Here is an 18,859-nt window from a genome sequence, read left to right on the forward strand (position 1 = left end):
ACCCCATGGGCGACACCATCGAAAGCGACACCATCGAACTCCTGCGGCCGAGCGTCGCCGCGCTGAGCGCGCCGCTCGTCGAAGACCTCATCGCCAAGGCCGCCGTGCTGCGCCTCGACGTGAGCCGCAGCCCCTGCGGCGCGCGCATCGTCGATGCCGGCATCAAGGCGCGCGGCGGCATCGAGGCCGGCCGGCGCATCGCCGAGATCTGCCTCGGCGGGCTCGGCCGGGTCAGCGTCGACACCGCCGGGCGCTTCCCGCGCTGGGGCACGATGATCACGGTCACCACGGCCGATCCGGTCATCGCCTGCCTCGGCAGCCAGTATGCTGGCTGGAGCCTGGCGGAAGGCGACTTCTTCGCCCTCGGCTCCGGCCCCGCCCGCGCGCTCTGGGCGAAGGAGACGCTGTTCGGCGAGCTCGGCTATCGTGACAGTGCCGACCATGCCTGCCTCGTGCTGGAGGTCGACCGCACCCCGCCCGACAGCCTGGTCGCGCGCATCGCCGAGGAATGCGGCGTCGCGCCGGAGAAGCTGACGCTGATCCTCACCCCCACGAGCAGCCTCGCCGGCACGGTGCAGATCGTCGCCCGCGTGCTGGAGGTGGCGCTGCACAAGACGCACGCGCTGCACTTCCCGCTCGACCGCGTGGTGGACGGCATCGGCTCGTCGCCCCTGCCGCCGCCGGCGCCGGACTTCGTCGCCGCGATGGGCCGCACCAACGACGCGACGCTCTATGGCGGCGACGTGCAGCTCTTCGTGACCGGGCCGGAGAGCGAGGCGCGCGAGCTGGCCGAGGGACTGCCCAGCTCCTCTTCGCGCGACCATGGCCGCACCTTCGCGGAGATCTTCACCGCCTATAAGGGCGACTTCTACGCCATGGACCCGATGCTGTTCAGCCCGGCGCGGGTCACCGTGACCGCGCTGGAAACCGGCCGCAGCTTCACCTTCGGCGCCTTCCACGACGAGATTCTGGAGCGCTCCTTCGCATGAGCGCCACGCGCTCCGATACGGTCGTCATCTTCACCGAGGATGCCGACTGGCACACGCGCCGCCTCAAGGCGGCGATCGAGCACGAGGGCTTCGACGTCCTCGTGCTCTCGCTGAACGATTGCGGCTTCGCCATCGGCGAGACGGCGCACGGCCTCGTGCTGCCCGGTCTCGGCGACCGGCTGCCGGCCGCCGCCTTCGTGCGGCTGATCGACAAGGGCTCCACCGAGCAGATCACCGCCCGCCTCGGCCTGCTGCACGCGCTGCGCGAATCCGGCGTGAAGGTAATGAACGACGCGCGCGCCATCGAGCGCTGCGTGGACAAGTCCATGACCAGCTTCCTCATCGCCAGCGCCGGCCTGCCGACGCCGCGCAGCTTCGTCGGCGAGGATCGCGCGGCGATGCAGGCGCTGGTCGACGAGGCGCCGGGCGACATGGTGCTGAAGCCGCTGTTCGGCGCGCAGGGGCGCGGCATCCGCCGCATTCCGCGCCGCTCTCCCCTGCCGGAGCCAGAGAAGGTGGGCGGCATCTATTATCTGCAGGATTTCGTCGCCGCGCCCGAGGCCGAGACCTATCAGGACTGGCGTGTCTTCGTCATCGGCGAGACGGTCGTCGCGAGCATGCTGCGCCGCTCACCGCGCTGGATCACCAACATTCATCAGGGTGCGGTCGGCGTGCCCGCGCCGTTCGATGCGCGCGCTCATGAGCTCGCCATCCGCGCCACCGCCGCCGTCGGCGCCGACTATGCCGGGGTCGACCTGATCGAGGACGCGGGCGGCGCGCTGCAGGTGCTGGAGGTCAACTCCATGCCGGCCTGGAAGGGGCTGCAGCGGGCCACCGACATCGACGTCGCCGCTGCCCTCGCCCGCCATCTCGCCGCCACCCTCGCGCCGGTTCCCGCGACATGAAGGCGGACGCCATCGAGGCCGCCTTCCGCGCCGCCTGTCTCGCCGAACTCGACGCGCTGAAGCCGGGCAACGTGCACCGCTTCAGCGCCGGCCACGGCATGGAGGTCGCTCATTTCGAGCGGGCTGCCACCGCCGCCGCTCCCTTCATCGCCGCGCCCGGCGCGCGGGTGGGCGTCCGCATCGAGGGCGCTGTCGAGGCCTCGCTGAAGGTGGCGGGGCTCAACACCAATCTCGGCATCGTGCTGCTCTGCGCCCCACTGGCGGCGGCGGCCGAGCGCGCCGGCCCGCTACGCGCCCGTCTTCAGGACGTGCTGGACAGCCTCGACATCGCCGATGCGGAGGCCGCCTTCCGGGGCATCGCCGCCGCCAATCCCGGCGGGCTCGGCCGGCAGGACGAGCACGACGTCGCCGGCCCCGCCCGCATCGGCCTTCGGGAGGCGATGGCGCTGGCGGCGGAGCGCGACCTCATCGCCCGGCAATACGCCAACGGCTTCGCCGACCTGTTCGACATCGGTCTCGCCCGCTTCGAGGCACTCGACGGCGCCGAGCCGGAGGCGCGCACGGAGGCGGTGCATCTCGCCTTCATGGCCGCGTTTCCCGACAGCCATATCCTGCGCAAGTTCGGAGCCGAGACGGCCGAGCAGGTGCGCATGGAGGCCGCCGCGCTGCTGCCGCGCATCGATTTCCGCGCGCCGGCCGACGAGCGTCACCGCCCGCTCGCCGCTTTCGACGCGGCGCTCAAGGCGCGCGGCCTCAATCCCGGCACCAGCGCCGACCTCACGGTCGCCACGCTGTTCGCCGCCGCTCTCGTCAGCCGGTGAAGGCGCCGATGTCGTGCCGGGACAGCCTCCCGTCATGCAGCGCGCTCGCCAGCAGCACGCCGGCGATGCCGAGATCGGCCAGCCGATGAAGGTCCGCCACGTCGCGAACCCCGCCGGCGGCATAGACGCGCCGCCCTTCGGCACGGGCCAGAATGTCGCCGAGACGGTCGAGATCCGGTCCCTCCCCCGCCCCCACGCGGGCCAGCGTCATCACGATCACCGCGTCCGGCCACAGGGACGGCCGGGCGTGCAGCTCGGCGGGACCGCGCGGCCCCTCCGGCCCGTAATCAAGGGAGAGCACCCCGCCGCCGGCGGCGAGCGCTTCCACCGCCGCATCAGGGCTGGCGAGGCTTTCGCTGCCGACCACCGGCCGGCCGGGGCCCTGCGCGACGCGGCGGGCGAGCGCTTCGGGATTGGCCTCGCCGGCATCGACCCACAGGGCGAGCGCGGGGTGGCGTGCCGCGAGGCGGCCCAGCACCGCGTCGTGGCCACCCTTTCCGGCTATGGCATCGAGATCGGCGATGTAGAGCGTACGGAAGGCGCCGAGCGCCAGGAGCCCCTCCGCCACGTCGAGCGGCCCGGCACCCGCGCAGAGCGGCGTCTCGATGGGACGGTAGGCGTCGCGCGCCCCGCGCCGGGCGTGCACGACCGCACCTCCCATCAGGTCGATCACCGGTATAAGTTCCACCCTGCTCTTCCTTTTCCGACGTATCGATGATGCACGTCTTCGTCCTGGAAACCGTCACCGGCGGCGACTATCTCGGCGGCGAGCCGCCCGCCTCGCTGATAGCCGAAGCCACGCTGATGCGCGACACGCTCATCGGCGATCTGGAGGATCTTCCCGGCGTGCGCGTCGTCACGACGCACGACGCCCGCCTGCCGCCTCCCCCACGCGGCACCTCGACGGCGCTGCGCCTCGGCGACGATCCCCGCTCGATCTGGAACATGATGGCCGAGGAGGCCGATTGCTGCTGGCCCATCGCGCCGGAGACCGGTGGCGTGCTGGAACAGCTCGCCGGGCAGTTGCGGGCGCGCAACCGCCGGGTGATCCTTCCCGATCAGCGGACGCTGGCGCTGTGCGCGAGCAAGCGCGCCACCGCCGGAGCGCTGGCGGCGGCCGGCATTCCGGTGGTGCCGACGTGGCCGATCGAGGCCGTGCCCGCCGAGGTCGCCGGCCCCTTCGTGACCAAGCCGGACGACGGGACGGGAACGGAGGAAGTGCGCCTCTCGCCGGATCGTCCAGCCCCGCCCTTCCCCGCCGGCTCCATCGCCCAGCCGCTGGTCGAGGGCATGCCCGCCAGCCTCACCCTGCTCTGCCAGGAAGGCCGCACCCATGTGCTCACCGCCAACCGCCAGCATGTGACGCGGGCGGACGGACGGTTCCATTTCAGCGGGCTGACGGTCGGCGCCTTCCCGGCCGACGCGCCGCTGCGCGCGCTGGCCGGGAGCATCGGCGCCGCGCTGCCCGGCTTGCACGGCATTGTCGGGGTCGACTACATCGCCACACCGCAGGGGCCGGTGGTGGTCGAGGTCAATCCGCGCCTCACCACCGCCTATGTCGGCCTGCGCCGTTCGCTCGGGGTAAACCCGGTCGCCTTCCTCGCCGAATTCATTCGCGAGGGCATGGTGCCCGACCTGCCCCGTCTCCCGCCCGCTTTGCCCGTCGAGGTCCTGCTGTGAAGAATATCGTCCGCCTTGGATGGGATGTCGGGGGCGCTCATGTGAAGCTCGCCGCCTTCGGCGCCGACGGCCGGCTGAAAGCGGTGCGCATCGCCGCCTGCCCGGTGTGGAAGGGCGCCGACCATCTCGCCGGCGCGGTGCGCGAATTGCGGAGCGAGTTCGGGCCGGACGCAACCTCCGCCGTCACCATGACCGCCGAGGTCGCCGACCTCTGGCCGGACCGCCATGCCGGCGTCGTCGGGACCGCCGCGCTGCTGATGCGCGAATTGGGCGGCGCGCCGCTCGCCCTTTTCGCCGGGCCGGAAGGCTTCGTGGCGCCCGAGCAGGCGGCGGCGCATGCCGACACCATCGGCTCGGCCAACTGGTACGCTACCGCCGCCGTGCTGGCGCATCTGCTGCCGGACGGCATCCTGATGGATATCGGCTCGACCACTGCCGACCTCATTCCCTTCGGCAGCGGCCGGGTGGCGGCGCGCGGCTTCACCGATGCCGAGCGGCTGGCGAACAATGAGCTCATCTATACCGGCGCCGTCCGCACGCCGGTGATGGCGCTCGCCGCCGAGGCACCGTTCGGCGGCCGCTGGCTGCCGCTGATGGCCGAGCACTACGCCACGACGGCCGATGTCCACCGCCTTGCCGGCGACCTGCCGGAGGGCGCCGACCTGCACCCCAGCGCCGATGGAGGGCCGAAGACCGAGGAGGCGAGCGCCCGCCGCCTGCTGCGCATGGTCGGACACGACCTCACCCCGGCGACGCTGCCCAAGGCGAAGGCGCTGGCCCGCCATCTCGCCGAAGCGCAGACCGCCCGCCTCGGCCGTGCCCTTGACTGCGTCGTGTCCGGTCTCGAAACCGAGCCCGGCATGATCGTCGGCGCCGGGGTCGGACGCTTCATCGCCGCCCGGCTCGCCGAGCGCCGCAGCCTCGCCTATCTCGACCTCGCGGACGTGCTGACCGACGATCCAGCCCTCGCCGGGCAGGCCGCCGACTGCGCGCCGGCCGTTGCGGTCGGCCTGCTCGCCGCCGCCCTCTCGCCCGCCTGATCCCTCTCAACCGACAAGCCGGAACGCCATCCCCATGTCCGACCGCATCTTCCTTCGAGGCGTCGAGTTGCACGCCTATCACGGGCTGCACGAGGAGGAAGCGCGGCTCGGCCAGCGTTTCGTCGTCGACATCGACTGGTGGCTCGACACCGGCCCCGCCGCCGCGCACGACAATTACGGCGAGACGGTCGGCTACGAGAAGGTGTTCGAGGCCATTCACGAGGTCTCCGCCGGCCACCGCTTCCACATTCTGGAAGCCTTCGCCCAGGCCATCGCCGAGACGGTTCTCTCCCGCTATCCGCGCGTGGAGAAGGTGCGGGTGGAGGTACACAAGCCCTCCGCCCCGATCGCCGGCATCTTCGGCGACGCCGGCGTCGAGATCACCCGCACGCGGTAGCCCTAGGGCGAACCGCGCTAACGCCGCTCCTCCGCCCGCACCGCCACCGAGGCGACCGCGCGCGGCGGCAGCGGCGCGAGGCTGCGTCCGCCCCTCTCGTAATTGCGGGCGAAGACCGCGAAGCGGTCGCGCCACGGCGCCTCGACCAGGCGGTAGCTCAGCGCCGCCAGCGCCACCACGAGGCCGGTAAAGACGGTCAGCACGGCGAGCGCGGTGCCCGGCCCGCCGAGGTCATAGAGCTGCTTCTCATAGCCGAGCACCGCGATCGGCTGGCGCATGGCGATGCCGGCGACGTCGCCATAGAGCCAGATGCCGTAGCCGAGCACGATCAGCAGCGGCATGTGGATGAGATAGATCGAATAGGACCAGCGCCCCAGCGCGGCGAGCGGCGCCGTGCGCATCAGCGCCGACAGCGTGCCCTTCTCACGGGCGAAGACGAGGATGGCGGCGGCGAAGACCAGCGGCGCCGCCACGCTCCAGGGATGCACCTGGTCCGGCCCCGTGCCGGCGGCGACGATGAACAGGCCGATGGCGACCACGGAAGCCGCCTCCCACAGCCCGGCGGCCGGCAGCCGCCGGTCGCGCCAGCGCCGATGCGCGTGCCAGGCGACGACGCCCGCGAAGAAGCCGGCGATGCAGCGCAGGAAGCCGAAATCCGCCGTCACGTTCATGTAGGTCGGCGCCACCGCCAGCACCGCCCCCATCGCCGCCAGCGACAGCAGCGCCGCCACCATCGGCAGGCGGCGCGCGCCCGCCAGCAGCAGCACGGCCGCGAACAGCGTGTAGGTGTAGAACTCCGCGCCGATGCTCCAGGCCGGGCCGTTCCACGCCACGCCGTAGAAGCCCATGGAGTTGAACAGCGCCGCGTTGAGCAGCAGCGCGCGCATCGAGTAGTTGCCGGTGCCGGCCTCGATCATGAGTTGCTCGGGATGCCGGCCGCCGAGATTGATCGCCATCACTGCCAGCATCAGCGCGAACAGCACGGTCAGGTGCAGCGGCCAGAGCCGCCCGACCCGTCGCAAAAGGAAGCCGCCAGCCTGCCGCGCATCGCCGATACGGCTGCGATAGGCATGGCAGACGACGAAGCCGGACAATACGAAAAAGAAGTCGACAAACAGATAGGAATTGGCAACCAGCGTAGAATGCAGAACGTCAACCCGGACAACGTAGATGTAGTGATAGATCACTACCATGATGGCGCATAGACCCCTCCACGAATCGAGCGCGCCGAACCTCTCGGAGCTCACGTTCTCCTGCATGCCGAGCCATCCTGTCGTTTGTTAATCCCAAGCTTTCCCGGAACGACTAACGAATCTCTGCCGAAGCGGTTCCCCGATTGTCACGACAACTCTGACCATTCCGGGGCAGCCCCCGTCAGCGGGGGCTTTCGGTTCGGCGCGCGAAGGCCTAACTCTTGAAGGACCAGATGGCGCTACGCCCAAGAACCGGAGCCTTCCAATGCCGCGCGATGCCGTGCCCCAGCCCGTCCGCCTCAGCGATTACCGGCCGCCGGACTGGCTCGTGGACACGGTGCATCTCGATGTGCGCCTGCACCCCACCGCCACCCGCATCCTCGCCCGGCTCGCGCTGCGGCCGAATCCGGAGGGGCGCGAGGGCTCGCCCATCGTGCTGGACGGCGACGAGTTGTCGCTGAAGTCCATCGCGCTCGACGGCACGCCGCTTGCCGGCAGCGCCTATGTCACCACCGCCGGCACGCTGACCGTCCTCGCCCCGCCGCAGCGCGCGCTGACGCTGGAGATCGAGACGGTCGTCGACCCCTCGGCCAACACCAAGCTGATGGGCCTCTACCGCTCCAGCGGCGCCTATTGCACGCAGTGCGAGGCGGAAGGCTTCCGCCGCATCACCTATTTTCCCGACCGGCCGGACGTGCTCGCCGTCTACACCACCCGCATCGAGGCCGAGCGCGAGGAAGCGCCCGTGCTGCTCGCCAACGGCAATCCGGTCGAGAGCGGCGCCGTCGAGGGCACCAGCCGCCATTATGCGATCTGGCACGATCCCTGGCCGAAGCCGAGCTATCTGTTCGCCCTCGTCGGCGGGCGGCTCGACCGCATCACCGACCATTTCGTCACCGCCACCGGCAAGAAGGTCGAACTCGGCATCTATGTCGAGCCGGGCAAGACCGAGCGCGCCGGCTACGCCATGGACGCGCTGAAGCGCTCCATGCGCTGGGACGAGGAGGTGTTCGGCTGCGAGTACGACCTCGACGTGTTCAACATCGTCGCCGTGGCCGACTTCAACATGGGCGCGATGGAGAACAAGGGCCTCAACATCTTCAACGACAAATACGTGCTCGCCAGCCCCGAGACCGCGACCGACGCCGACTACGCCAATATCGAGGGCATTATCGCCCACGAATATTTCCACAACTGGACCGGCAACCGCATCACCTGCCGCGACTGGTTCCAGCTCTGCCTAAAGGAAGGGCTCACCGTCTTCCGCGACCAGGAATTCTCCTCCGACCAGCGCTCGCGCCCGGTGAAGCGCATCTCCGACGTGCGCCTGCTCAAGGGGCACCAGTTCCCCGAGGACGCCGGCCCGCTGGCGCATCCGGTGCGCCCCTCGACCTATCGCGAGATCAATAACTTCTACACGGCGACCGTCTACGAGAAGGGCGCCGAGGTCGTGCGCATGCTGAAGACCCTGCTGGGCGAGGAAGGCTTCCGCGCCGGCATGGATCTCTACTTCGATCGCCACGACGGCGACGCCGCGACGGTGGAGGACTTCCTCGCCTGCTTCGCCGACGCCAACGGGATCGATCTCACCCAGTTCGCGCTGTGGTACGCCCAGTCGGGCACGCCGCACCTCGCCGTCAGCGGCCATTGGGACGCGCAGGCACGCACCTATCGGCTCGATGTCGTCCAGACCCTGCCGCCTACGCCCGGCCAGCCTGAAAAGCAGCCTATGGTGATCCCGCTCGCGCTCGGGCTCGTCGGGCCGGACGGCAACGACCTGCCGATGCGCCTCGACGACGGCACCAATGCCGAACGCGGCGTGCTGCTGGTCACCCGGCCCCGGCAGAGCTTCGTCTTCCGCGATGTGGCCGAGCGCCCGGTGGCCTCGCTCAACCGGGGCTTCTCCGCGCCGGTGAAGCTGACCAGCGACCTCACCACGCAGGACCTCGTCTTCCTCGCCCGCCACGACGCCGATCCGTTCAACCGCTTCGATGCCGCCCAGACCATCGCCCTCGCCCATCTGGTCGAGGCGACGGCGGCGCGGCGGGCCGGGCGCGACCTGCCGTCCCCCGCCGCCCTCGTCGAGGCGCTCGGCGCGACGCTGTCCGACGCCACGCTCGATCCCGCCTTCATCGCCCAGGCGCTCTCCGTGCCATCGGAAAGCGATGTCGCGCGGGAGATCGCCGACGATGTCGACCCCGACGCCATCCACGACGTCCGCCAGGCGCTGCGGCGCGCCCTGAGCGCGGCCCTGAGGCCGGCGCTGGAGGGCGCCTATGACCGGCATGCCCCGACCGGCGCCTATGCGCCCGACGCCGCTTCCGCCGGCCGGCGGGCCTTGCGCAACGCCTGCCTCGACCTGCTCGCGGCGGGAGGCACGGCGCCTGGCCTCGCGCGGGCGCTCGCTCATTTCCGCGACGCGGACAACATGACCGATCGCTTCCTCGCCCTGTCGGTGCTCGCCCACAACGCGCCCGACGCGCGGGAGGAGGCGCTGGCGGCGTTCTACGAGCGCTTCCGCGACGATCCGCTGGTGGTCGACAAATGGCTGGCCCTGCAGGCGCAGATCGCCGAGCCGGGGACGCTGGAACGGGTACGGGGGCTCACCGGCCATCCGGCCTTCTCGTGGGGCAACCCCAACCGCGTGCGCTCGCTCGTCGGCTCCTTCGCCGGCGCCAACCAGACGCAGTTCAACCGGGCGGACGGCGCGGGGCACGATTTCGTCGCCGACGCGGTGCTGGAACTCGACGGACGCAACCCGCAGGTGGCGGCGCGCCTGCTCGCCGCCTTCAAGAGCTGGCGCTCGCTGGAACCGGGACGCCGCGCCTCGGCCGAGCGCGCCCTGCGCCGCGTCGCCGCCAAGCCGGGCCTCTCGCCGGATGTCGTCGACATCGTCTCGCGCTCGCTGGAACCGGCCTGACACCGGCCGAGCGCCGCTCCGGCCCGCATCCGCCGCATTGGACAACTGTATAGTTATCCGGTTTCCGGGCATTCCGGGCGGTGCGGATCGGCGCTAGACTGCGTCGCGGCGGAGGGAAAGCCGGTCGATGAGCAGTGACGCACTCCCGTCGAATGACGCGGCCCGGGTGCAATCGGAAGCGGCTCTCGCGGAGGCGCCGGTTGCGCTGTGCGTCGTGAGCGACGACCTGCGGCTGCTCGCCGTCAACATGCAGATGGCCGCCCTGCTCGGCCGGCCGGCTCAGGAGATCGTCGGGCATCCCGTCGACGACTTCCTGCCGGGGTCCTCGGCCCTCGTGCGCCGCTGGTTCGAGCGGGTAGCCGCCGGCCGCGCGGTTTCCGAGCAGGAATGGTCCGATCCGGCGAGCGGGCGCACCTATCTCGCCTCCGCGCGCGCCGTGCCGGACGTCGAGGGCAAGTCCGCCAGCCTGTCGATCGCGCTGACCGACATCACCCGCCGCCGTCTGCTGCGCGCCGGCCTCGCCCAACGCGAGCGGCGCATCGGCGTGGCGCTCGAAAGCGCCGGGCAATGGGTGTGGGAGCTCGACATCCGCTCCGGCGTGGTACGGCGCTCGCCGCGCTGGAAGATGGCGCTGGGCTTCGGCCCGGACGATACGCCCGAGGAGAACGAGCGCACCCCCTGGAGCATCATCCATCCCGACGACCGGCCGATGGTGGTGCAGCGCTACGAGCAGGTGCTCTCCGGCAGCAGCGACATCTTCGAGGCGGTCTACCGCGTGCCCGACAAGTTCGGCCGCTGGCGCTGGATCCTCGGGCGCGGGCGCATCGTCGAGCGCGACGCAGAGGGCAGGCCGCTGCGCCTGCTCGCCACCAGCGTCGACATCACCCGGCAGAAGCAGATCGAGGAGGAGCTGGCCGCCACGGTGCGCCAGCGCGAGCGGCTGGAACGCGAGCTGATCGAGGCCAACCGCCGCCTCACCGAACTCTCCGAGATGGACCCGCTCACCGAGCTGCCCAACCGGCGGAAGTTCGACAAGGTGCTGGCGCACGAGATCAAGCGCTCGGGGCGGCACAAGCCCTCGCTCGCGCTGATGATGATCGATGTCGACGACTTCAAGACCTACAACGATCTCTACGGCCACATCGAGGGCGACGAGTGCCTGCGCCGCATCGCCGAGGCGCTGCGCGGCTGCGCGCGCCGGGCCGGCGACCTCGTCACCCGCTATGGCGGGGAGGAGTTCGCCGCCATCCTCGCCGACACCGACGAGAACGACGCCATCGCCGTGGCCACGCACATGCTGCGGGCGGTGCGGGCGCTGCGCCTGCCCCATGCCGGCACCCCGCAGGGCATCGTGACGGTGAGCATCGGCATCACCCTGTACGACGCGAACACGCCGCCCCTGCCCAGCCCCGGCCTCATCGCCGGCGCCGACCGCGCGCTCTACGCCGCCAAGCAGGCGGGACGAAACCGCATTCTCGTGCTGGGCGCGGACGGCTCCATGAGCCCCGTGCCGGTCGCGGACGGGGTTCCGCCCGCCCCGGACGGGACGGCCGCGCCGGGCTCAACGGCCCGGCGCTGAACCTCAGTATTCCACCACGCCGTCCAGCGCGTAGTGCTTGATCGTCTTGCGGTTGGCGATCAGCTCGTCGACCGTCGGCTTGCCGGTCATGGCGCGTTCGAGCGCGATCTTCATCGCCTCGTAATTGGTGCGGTAGAGGTCGGCCTTGTCGAGGTTCGGATCCTCGGCGCAGCGCGGGTCGAGCCACACCATCACGATCATGCACAGCTCGTCGGCCTGGTCCTTCGGCAGGATGCCCTCGGCCAGCGCGTCGACGATGGCGTCGCCGATCGCGCCCTGCACCACGCCGCCCAGCAGGTCGACATATTCCAGCGTATGGATGGTCGCCTTGGTGGTCATCATGGTGGCCGGACGCACCATCTGGTTCAGGTCGCGCACCACGAACATGCGGGTGTGGCCCTGGACCTGGCCCATCATCGAGGCGAAGGCATGCCCGGCCGGCCCACGGACCGAGCCGATCAGAACCTCCGGCATGGCGTCGGTGAACTGCCCGTCGGCGGCGAGCACGGTCGCCTCGCCGGTGCGGAACCAGATGTCGCTCATGTGGTCGTCTCTCCCTTCTGGCACCCGAAATCGGGCGTCAGCGCATAACATCGGGCGCCGCGCGGCGTCCATGCGACGCGGTTGTCGCCTTCCGCCGCGGCCGCTGTCGGCTTCCGCCACGTATCGCAGCACCGCGGGACCACCCGGAGGTTGCCGAATCGTTAACTTGACTCCCGAGGACTCTGGACAGGGAGGGGCCGATTCGATTCAAATCAGGGTGATTCGGAGAGATGCGGCACATCGCTCCTATCAAGATGGGAACGGGTATTGGGACTTCGGGGGAGGCCGGCGATGGCTCGCGCCAACGCTGCAGGCGCGTCCGTGCGCGTACAAGCCATGCGAGGGCTTGCACGCTCGGTGGCGCGACCTGCGTATCAGCGGCTGGTCGACGCAGAGCCCTTCATGCGCAAGGCTGTGCCGGCGCTCATCATTGCCTTCATCGCCTCCATCGCCATCGCCGCCGTGGTGCAGATCCGCGCCTACCGCGCCGATGCCATCGCCAACGCGAAGGACGAGCTGGCGCTGTTCGCCGCCGCCATCGCCAGCGAGACCGGCCGCCACGACCCGGCCGCCATGGGGCCGGACACCCTGCTCAAATCCAGCCTGCCGCCCCGCGCCACCGAGGATGGCCGCCGCTACGGTCTAGTCGACGCCGGCGGCAAGGTGCTCGCCGCGCATGACGACGCCGCGACGGCGCCGGCGGAGCTCAGCGAACTTCTCGCCAACACGCAGGCGCTGACCATCTTCGCCGAGAATGCCGGCGTCCTCGACGTCGCCATGCCGGACGGCTCGCCGGCGCTCGCCACGGTGCGCAACCTGCCCCGCGCACCGATGCAGCTCGTCGTGGTGCAGCCGCTCGCCGGCGCGCTGGCCACCTGGCAGTCCGACACCATCCTCACCGTCACCCTGCTCTCGACCACCGGCGCGGTGCTGCTCATCCTCGGCTTCGCCTTCCACTGGCAGGCGAGCCGCGCCCGCGAGGCCGACGGCATCTACGAGACGGTGCGCGCGCGCATCGACACCGCCCTCTCCCGCGGGCGCTGCGGCCTGTGGGACTGGGACATGGGCCGCGGGCGCATGTTCTGGTCGGAATCGATGTTCGAGATCATCGGCCACGAGCCGCGCGACGAGCTGGTCTCCTTCGGCGAGGTGGCGAGCCTCGTCCATCCCGACGACACCAACCTCTACGACATCGCCAAGGAAATCGCCGACAAGCCCGGCCGGACCATCGACCGGGTGTTCCGCATGAAGCATGCCGACGGTCACTGGATCTGGCTGCGCGCCCGCGCCGAGGTGGTGCCGCAGGAAAATGGCGAGCCGCCCCATCTCGTCGGCATCGCCGTGGATGTCACCGAGGAGCGCCGCCTCGCCGAGCGCACCGCCACCGCCGACATGCGCCTGCGCGACGCCATCGAGAGCATTTCCGAATCCTTCGTGCTGTGGGACAGCGCGAACCGGCTGGTGATGTGCAACTCGAAGTTCCAGTCGCTGCACGGGATCGGCGACGCCAATGTCATCCCCGGCACCGAGTTCGACGCCGTCGCCTCCCTCGCCCGCCAGCCCGTCGTGCGCATTCCGCTGCGCCCCGAGGACAGGCCGGAGGAAGGCGCCCGCGCCTTCGAGGCCCAGCTCGAGGGCGGCCGCTGGCTCAAGGTCGCCGAGCGCCGCACCAAGGATGGCGGCTACGTCTCGGTCGGCACCGACATCACCGCGCTCAAGCGTCACGAAGAGCGGCTGATGGAGAGCGAGAAGCGCCTCATGGCCCTCGTCGCGGACCTGCGCAAATCGCAGCAGACGCTGGAGATGCAGGCCCTCCAGCTCGCCGAGCTCGCCCAGAACTACGCCGACGAGAAGACCAAGGCCGAGGACGCCAACCGCGCCAAGTCCGAATTCCTCGCCAATATGAGCCACGAGCTGCGCACGCCGCTCAACGCCATCATCGGCTTCTCCGAGCTGATGGAGAGCGGCCTGTTCGGCCCGCTCGGCAGCGACAAGTACAACGAATACTGCCGCGACATCCGCGATTCCGGCCGCTACCTGCTCGACGTCATCAACGACATCCTCGACATGTCGCGCATCGAAGCGGGCCGCGTGCAGCTCAACCTGCAGCCGGTCGCGCTCGACGAAGTGATCGCCGACGCGATCCGCGTCATGTCGGTGCGCGCCGACGAGAAGCACCTCACCATCAGCGCCGATTCCGACGAGGCCGTCACCATCGAGGCGGACAAGCGGGCGCTGAAGCAGATCGCCCTCAACCTGCTCTCCAACGCCATCAAGTTCACGCCGGAGAAGGGCCGCGTCACCGTGCGCACCCGCCGCTCCGCCCGCGCCGCCCTGCTGGTCATCGAGGACAGCGGCATCGGCATCCCCAGGAGCGCGCTCGCCAAGATCGGCAAGCCGTTCGAGCAGGTGGAAAGCCAGTTCACCAAGACCCACAAGGGATCGGGCCTCGGCCTCGCCATCGCCAAGTCGCTGGTCGAGCTGCATGGCGGCACGATGCGCATCCGCTCCTCGGAAGGCGTCGGCACCACGATCGTCATCCGCCTGCCGCTCAACGGACGGCCGGCGCTGCAATATCGCAGTGGCCGCAGCGTTCCCGCCGAATAAGATCGCCGCATGAGCGCCAGTGAGGAATCGTCGGTCGACTGCGTGGTCGCCGGGGCCGGGGTGATCGGCCTCGCCGTCGCCCGCGCGCTGGCCTTGCGCGGGCGCGAGGTACTGGTGCTGGAGGCGACCGGGCTCGTCGGTTCGGACACCTCCGCGCGCAACAGCGAGGTCATCCACGCCGGCATCTACTATGCCCCCGGCACGCTGAAGGCCCGGCTCTGCGTCGCCGGGCGGGACGCGCTCTATGCCTATTGCGCCGAGCGCGGCATCCCGCACCGGCGCTGCGGCAAGCTCATCGTCGCCGCCAGCGCCGCGGAAACCGACCGGCTCGCCGCCATCGATGCCCATGCCCGCGCCTGCGGCGTCACCGATCTCGAACCGCTCACCGGGGCGCAGGCACGGGCGCTGGAGCCGGCGCTTTCCGCCGAGGCGGCCCTGCTCTCGCCCTCCACCGGCATCGTCGACAGCCACGCGCTGATGCTCGCCTATCGCGGCGATCTGGAAGATGCGGGCGGCATGATCGCCTTCAACGCGCCGGTGCTGCGCGGCGAGGTGACGGCGGACGGCATCGTGCTGGAGGTCGGCGGGGCCGAGCCGATGCGGCTCACGTGTTCCATCTTCGTCAACGCCGCCGGCCACGGCGCGGTGCCGCTCGCCCGCGCCATCGCCGGCATTCCCGCCGAGACGATCCCGCCCGCCTATTTCTGCAAGGGCTCCTATTTCACCCTGTCCGGCAGGGCGCCCTTCTCCCGCCTCGTCTATCCCGTGCCGGAACAGGCCGGGCTCGGCGTTCACCTGACGCTCGACCTCGGCGGGCAGGCCCGCTTCGGGCCGGACACGGAATGGATCGACGCGCCGAATTACGATGTCGATCCGGCGCGCGGGGACACGTTCTATGCCGCCATCCGCCGCTACTGGCCTGCGCTGCCGGACGGCGCGCTGAACCCGGCCTATGCCGGCATCCGGCCGAAGATCGTCCCGGCCGGCGCGCCGGCGGCGGACTTCCGCATCGACGGCCCGGCCGAGCATGGCGTGCCGGGGCTGGTGCAGCTTTTCGGCATCGAGTCCCCCGGCCTCACCGCCAGCCTCGCCATCGCCGATCGGGTGGCGGAGAAGCTCGCCTAGCTCCCTCGTTCCGACGAGGAGGAAGCGCCTTTCAGGCTCGCTTCCGCCGGCGCTGCGGCTCGGTGCTCAGCAGCCGCTCGAAGGCCGCCCGCACCTGCCGCTGCGTGTCGAACAGATGCGCCTCCAGCGTCGAGAAATCAGGCATCGCGCCGGCCCGCGCCAGCAGCCGGCGCAGCGCCGGGCTCGCCTCGCCCGGCACGAAGGGGCCCGTGAGCGCGAGGCGCAGCACCTGAGTCAGGTCGTGCAGCAGGCGGCAGGCATCGGCCAGTACCTGCCCGTCCTGCGCGTCGAGCAGCCCGACACGGCGCGCCGCCTCGATCACCCGCAGCGTCGAGGTGTCGACGATGCGCGGCTCATTCGCCGCGTGGGCGAGGACGAGGTACTGGGCGATGAACTCGATGTCGATCAGCCCGCCGCGCGCATATTTGAGGTCCCAGGGCGCGTCGTCGCCCTTCTCGTCGGCGATGGCGCCGCGCATGTCGACGATATCGGCGGCGAGCCGGCGCGCATCGCGCGGGCGGCGCAGCACCTCGCCGATCGCCGCTTCCACCCGCACGCGGAAGGCCGGAGAGGCCACCACCACGCGGGCCCGCGTCAGCGCCATGTGCTCCCAGGTCCACGCCTCCTCGGCCTGATAGGCCTCGAAGCGCGGCAGGCTGGTCGCCACCGGACCGGCGCGACCCGACGGGCGCAGCCGCAGGTCCACCTCGTAGAGCTGGCCGGCATTGGTGGGCGTGGTCAGCGCGCTGACGAGGCGCTGGGTCAGCCGGGCGAAATACTGCCCGCCATAGAGCGGGCGCGGCCCATCGCTCTCGGGGTGCTCCTCGTCGAAATCGTAGAGCACGATGAGGTCGAGATCCGAGCCCGCCGTCATCTCCCGCCCGCCGAGCTTGCCCATGGCGAGCACCGCCACCTCGGCACCGGCAAGGCGGCCATGGGCCTCGCGAAAGCGCGCGGCGACCGCCTTCTCCAGCGCCCTAATGAGGATGTCGGCCAGCCGTGCGAAGGCTTCCCCCGCCCGCGCCGCCGGCAGGGTGCCGGAGAGGATGCGCACGCCGATCAGCACATGGTGCTCCTGCCGGAAGCGCCGGGCGCGGTCGAGCAGGTCCTCCTCGTCCTCGGCCAGCTCCAGTTCGGCGTCGAGCCGTGCCGCGAGCTCGGGCTCGTCGGGCAGCGTGCCGAAGAAGGCCGGGTCGAGCAGCGCATCGAGCAGCGAGGGCCGGTGCGCCAGCATCTCGCCGAGCCGCGGCGCGGTACCGAGGATCGTCGCCAGCAGGCGCACGAGGTCGGGATTGTGCCGCAGCGCCGGCATCAGGCGCAGCGCGGTCGGCATTTCGCGGAAGAAGCGGTCGGCGGCGTTGAGCCCGGCATCGGGAGCGCCGCCGCGCGCCAGCGCGTCGATCAGCAGCGGCACGATGGCCGCCAGTTCCTCGCGTACGCTCTCGGGCCGCAGCGCCCGCGGCTCGCCGGCCAGCCAGCCGCGCACCGTGGCGCTCGCCGCCTTCGCGTCGGCATAGCCGAGCCCGCTCAGCGTCGCCAGCGTCTCGCGGTCGTCCTTGGCCGGCGGGAACTCCAGCCGCCCCTCCACCACCGCGCGCGGCGGGGCGTCCTCGAACAGCTTGGAATAATGGTCCTGCACGCGGGCAAGCCGCGCCGTCAGCGCCTGCGCGAAGCCCGCGCGGTCCTCATAGCCCATGAACCGCACGAAGCCGGCGAGCGCCTCCTCGTCCTCGGGCAGGGTATGGGTCTGCGCGTCCGCCACCATCTGCAGCCGATGCTCGACACGGCGCAGGAAGTGGTAGGCCTCATCCAGCTCCGCCCGCGCCGTCTCGCCGATCCAGCCGGTCTCCGCCAGCACGGCGAGCGCCTCCAGCGTGCGCGGCGTGCGCAGGCGCGGGTCGCGCCCGCCGGCGATGAGCTGCTGCGTCTGGGCGAAGAACTCGATCTCGCGGATGCCCCCGCGCCCGAGCTTCACATTGTGCCCCTCGACCGCGATCGCCTCATGGCCGCGGAAGGCGTGGATGTCCTGCTTCATCGCATGGACCTCCGCCACCGCGGCATAGTCGAGCGCGCGCCGCCAGACGAACGGGGCGAGCTGGCGCAGGAAGGCGTGGCCGAGCTTGATGTCGCCGGCGATGGGGCGCGCCTTGATATAGGCCGCGCGCTCCCAGGTGGCGCCCTCGCGCTCGTAATAATCGAGCGCCGCGTCCACCGAGAGCGCCGCCGGCGTCGAGGCCGGGTCCGGGCGCAGCCTCAGGTCGACGCGCGCCACATAGCCCTCGCCGGTGCGCTCCTGGATCAGCTTCACCAGGCGCTGGGTCATCCGCACGAAGAAGGGCGCGGCCTCCACGTCCTTGCCCAGCGGCGCGACCTCGGGGTCGTAGAGCACGATCAGGTCGACGTCGCTGGAATAGTTCAGCTCACGCGCCCCGTGCTTGCCCATGGCGAGCACGGTGTAGCCGAGCCCCTCGTCGCCGACCTTCTTCAGCTTGCGCGCGCCCACCGCCTCGCGAGCGAGGAAATCCACCGCCAGCGCGATGGCGAGGTCCGCCGTCGCGGTCAGCTCCGCCGTCACCGTGGCGAGGTCGAACACGTTGCCGATGTCTGCCAGCGCGACGGTCAGCGCCGTCTCCGCCCGCAGGCGGCGCAACGCCGCCATCGCCGCGTCCTCGTCCCTGGTCGCCTCCAGCGCCGCCACAGTGGCGGCGCGGGCGGCGGCGAGCGTGTCGACGGGATCGCCCTCCAGCACCCGCACCAGCCGCGCCGGGTCGACGCGGATCAGGTCGGTCAGGAATGGGGAATGGTCGGCGATGCCGGCCAGCACGGCGCGCGCTTGCGGCTGTGCCGCCAGCAGGGTCTCGATGCGCGTGCGCACCGCCTTCGGCGCGTCGGAAATGGCATCCTTCAGCGCGGCCGGCAGCCCGTCCGGCACTGGAAAGCCGGCGTCGTGTCGCAGGCATGCCACGAGGCTGCGCTCGTCCGCCCCCGGCCGCACCGCCGCTCCCGCCGCCTTTGCCGCTCCCGCCTTGCCCGCCGCTTTGCCCCGCCGCGCCGCCATAC

14 protein-coding genes are annotated in these 18,859 nt (G+C 71.0%); 10 read left to right on the forward strand and 4 right to left on the reverse strand.

The features are described from left to right. Positions 1-5: 5 nt before the first annotated feature. From mch to FO470_RS11615, 3 genes are read left to right on the forward strand one after another with little or no spacing between them, the layout of a single operon-like run. Positions 6-989, forward strand: a complete 984-nt coding sequence (mch, locus tag FO470_RS11605) for a methenyltetrahydromethanopterin cyclohydrolase (RefSeq protein WP_144343115.1) — start codon at positions 6-8, stop codon at positions 987-989. Next, complete coding sequence (locus tag FO470_RS11610; protein ID WP_144343116.1) at positions 986-1,894, forward strand: RimK family alpha-L-glutamate ligase; 909 nt, start codon at positions 986-988, stop codon at positions 1,892-1,894. The genes mch and FO470_RS11610 overlap by 4 nt, the downstream gene beginning before the upstream one ends. Next, the gene (locus FO470_RS11615) at positions 1,891-2,715 is read left to right on the forward strand and encodes a triphosphoribosyl-dephospho-CoA synthase (RefSeq protein ID WP_144343117.1); all 825 of its coding nucleotides are present in this window, start codon (positions 1,891-1,893) and stop codon (positions 2,713-2,715) included. The genes FO470_RS11610 and FO470_RS11615 overlap by 4 nt, the downstream gene beginning before the upstream one ends. Here the strand turns inward: FO470_RS11615 and FO470_RS11620 are convergent. Further along, positions 2,705-3,403, reverse strand: coding sequence for a HisA/HisF-related TIM barrel protein (locus FO470_RS11620; protein ID WP_186291933.1), 699 nt, complete (start codon positions 3,401-3,403; stop codon positions 2,705-2,707). The genes FO470_RS11615 and FO470_RS11620 overlap by 11 nt on opposite strands. 26 nt (positions 3,404-3,429) lie before the next feature. Between FO470_RS11620 and FO470_RS11625 the strand changes: the two genes are divergently transcribed. From FO470_RS11625 to folB, 3 genes are read left to right on the forward strand one after another with little or no spacing between them, the layout of a single operon-like run. Further along, positions 3,430-4,395: an ATP-grasp domain-containing protein gene (locus FO470_RS11625; RefSeq protein ID WP_246659568.1), complete on the forward strand. Its 966-nt coding sequence runs from the start codon at positions 3,430-3,432 to the stop codon at positions 4,393-4,395. Further along, positions 4,392-5,435 (forward strand): hydantoinase/oxoprolinase family protein, encoded by a 1,044-nt coding sequence (locus FO470_RS11630; protein ID WP_144343118.1) that lies wholly within the window; start codon positions 4,392-4,394, stop codon positions 5,433-5,435. The genes FO470_RS11625 and FO470_RS11630 overlap by 4 nt, the downstream gene beginning before the upstream one ends. A gap of 34 nt (positions 5,436-5,469) precedes the next feature. Further along, a complete protein-coding gene (gene folB, locus FO470_RS11635; RefSeq protein ID WP_144343119.1) occupies positions 5,470-5,832 on the forward strand; it encodes a dihydroneopterin aldolase in 363 nt (120 codons plus the stop codon). 17 nt (positions 5,833-5,849) lie between these two features. Here folB and FO470_RS11640 read toward each other — a convergent pair whose 3' ends face one another. After that, positions 5,850-7,091: an acyltransferase family protein gene (locus FO470_RS11640; protein ID WP_144343120.1), complete on the reverse strand. Its 1,242-nt coding sequence runs from the start codon at positions 7,089-7,091 to the stop codon at positions 5,850-5,852. 199 nt (positions 7,092-7,290) lie between these two features. Here FO470_RS11640 and pepN point away from each other — a divergent pair, with 199 nt between their 5' ends. Beyond that, positions 7,291-9,945 carry an aminopeptidase N gene (gene pepN, locus FO470_RS11645; RefSeq protein ID WP_144343121.1) on the forward strand — a complete coding sequence of 885 codons (2,655 nt, stop codon included), beginning with the start codon at positions 7,291-7,293 and terminating at the stop codon, positions 9,943-9,945. 127 nt (positions 9,946-10,072) lie between these two features. Further along, complete coding sequence (locus FO470_RS11650; protein WP_144343122.1) at positions 10,073-11,524, forward strand: sensor domain-containing diguanylate cyclase; 1,452 nt, start codon at positions 10,073-10,075, stop codon at positions 11,522-11,524. A 3-nt stretch (positions 11,525-11,527) separates the two neighbouring features. On the opposite strand, the gene fae is transcribed toward FO470_RS11650, so the two are convergent. Beyond that, the gene (fae, locus tag FO470_RS11655; RefSeq protein WP_144343123.1) at positions 11,528-12,067 is read right to left on the reverse strand and encodes a formaldehyde-activating enzyme; all 540 of its coding nucleotides are present in this window, start codon (positions 12,065-12,067) and stop codon (positions 11,528-11,530) included. Between the two features lie 402 nt (positions 12,068-12,469). Between fae and FO470_RS11660 the strand changes: the two genes are divergently transcribed. Both FO470_RS11660 and FO470_RS11665 read left to right on the forward strand, forming a co-directional pair. Further along, positions 12,470-14,674, forward strand: coding sequence for a PAS domain-containing sensor histidine kinase (locus tag FO470_RS11660; protein ID WP_144343124.1), 2,205 nt, complete (start codon positions 12,470-12,472; stop codon positions 14,672-14,674). 9 nt (positions 14,675-14,683) lie between these two features. After that, the gene (locus FO470_RS11665; RefSeq protein ID WP_144343125.1) at positions 14,684-15,799 is read left to right on the forward strand and encodes an NAD(P)/FAD-dependent oxidoreductase; all 1,116 of its coding nucleotides are present in this window, start codon (positions 14,684-14,686) and stop codon (positions 15,797-15,799) included. Positions 15,800-15,830: 31 nt separating this feature from the next. On the opposite strand, the gene FO470_RS11670 is transcribed toward FO470_RS11665, so the two are convergent. Beyond that, positions 15,831-18,857, reverse strand: coding sequence for a bifunctional [glutamine synthetase] adenylyltransferase/[glutamine synthetase]-adenylyl-L-tyrosine phosphorylase (locus FO470_RS11670; protein WP_144343126.1), 3,027 nt, complete (start codon positions 18,855-18,857; stop codon positions 15,831-15,833). Positions 18,858-18,859: the final 2 nt, after the last annotated feature.

The sequence above is a fragment of the Ancylobacter moscoviensis genome, from assembly GCF_007559435.1.
Taxonomy (GTDB): domain Bacteria; phylum Pseudomonadota; class Alphaproteobacteria; order Rhizobiales; family Xanthobacteraceae; genus Ancylobacter; species Ancylobacter moscoviensis.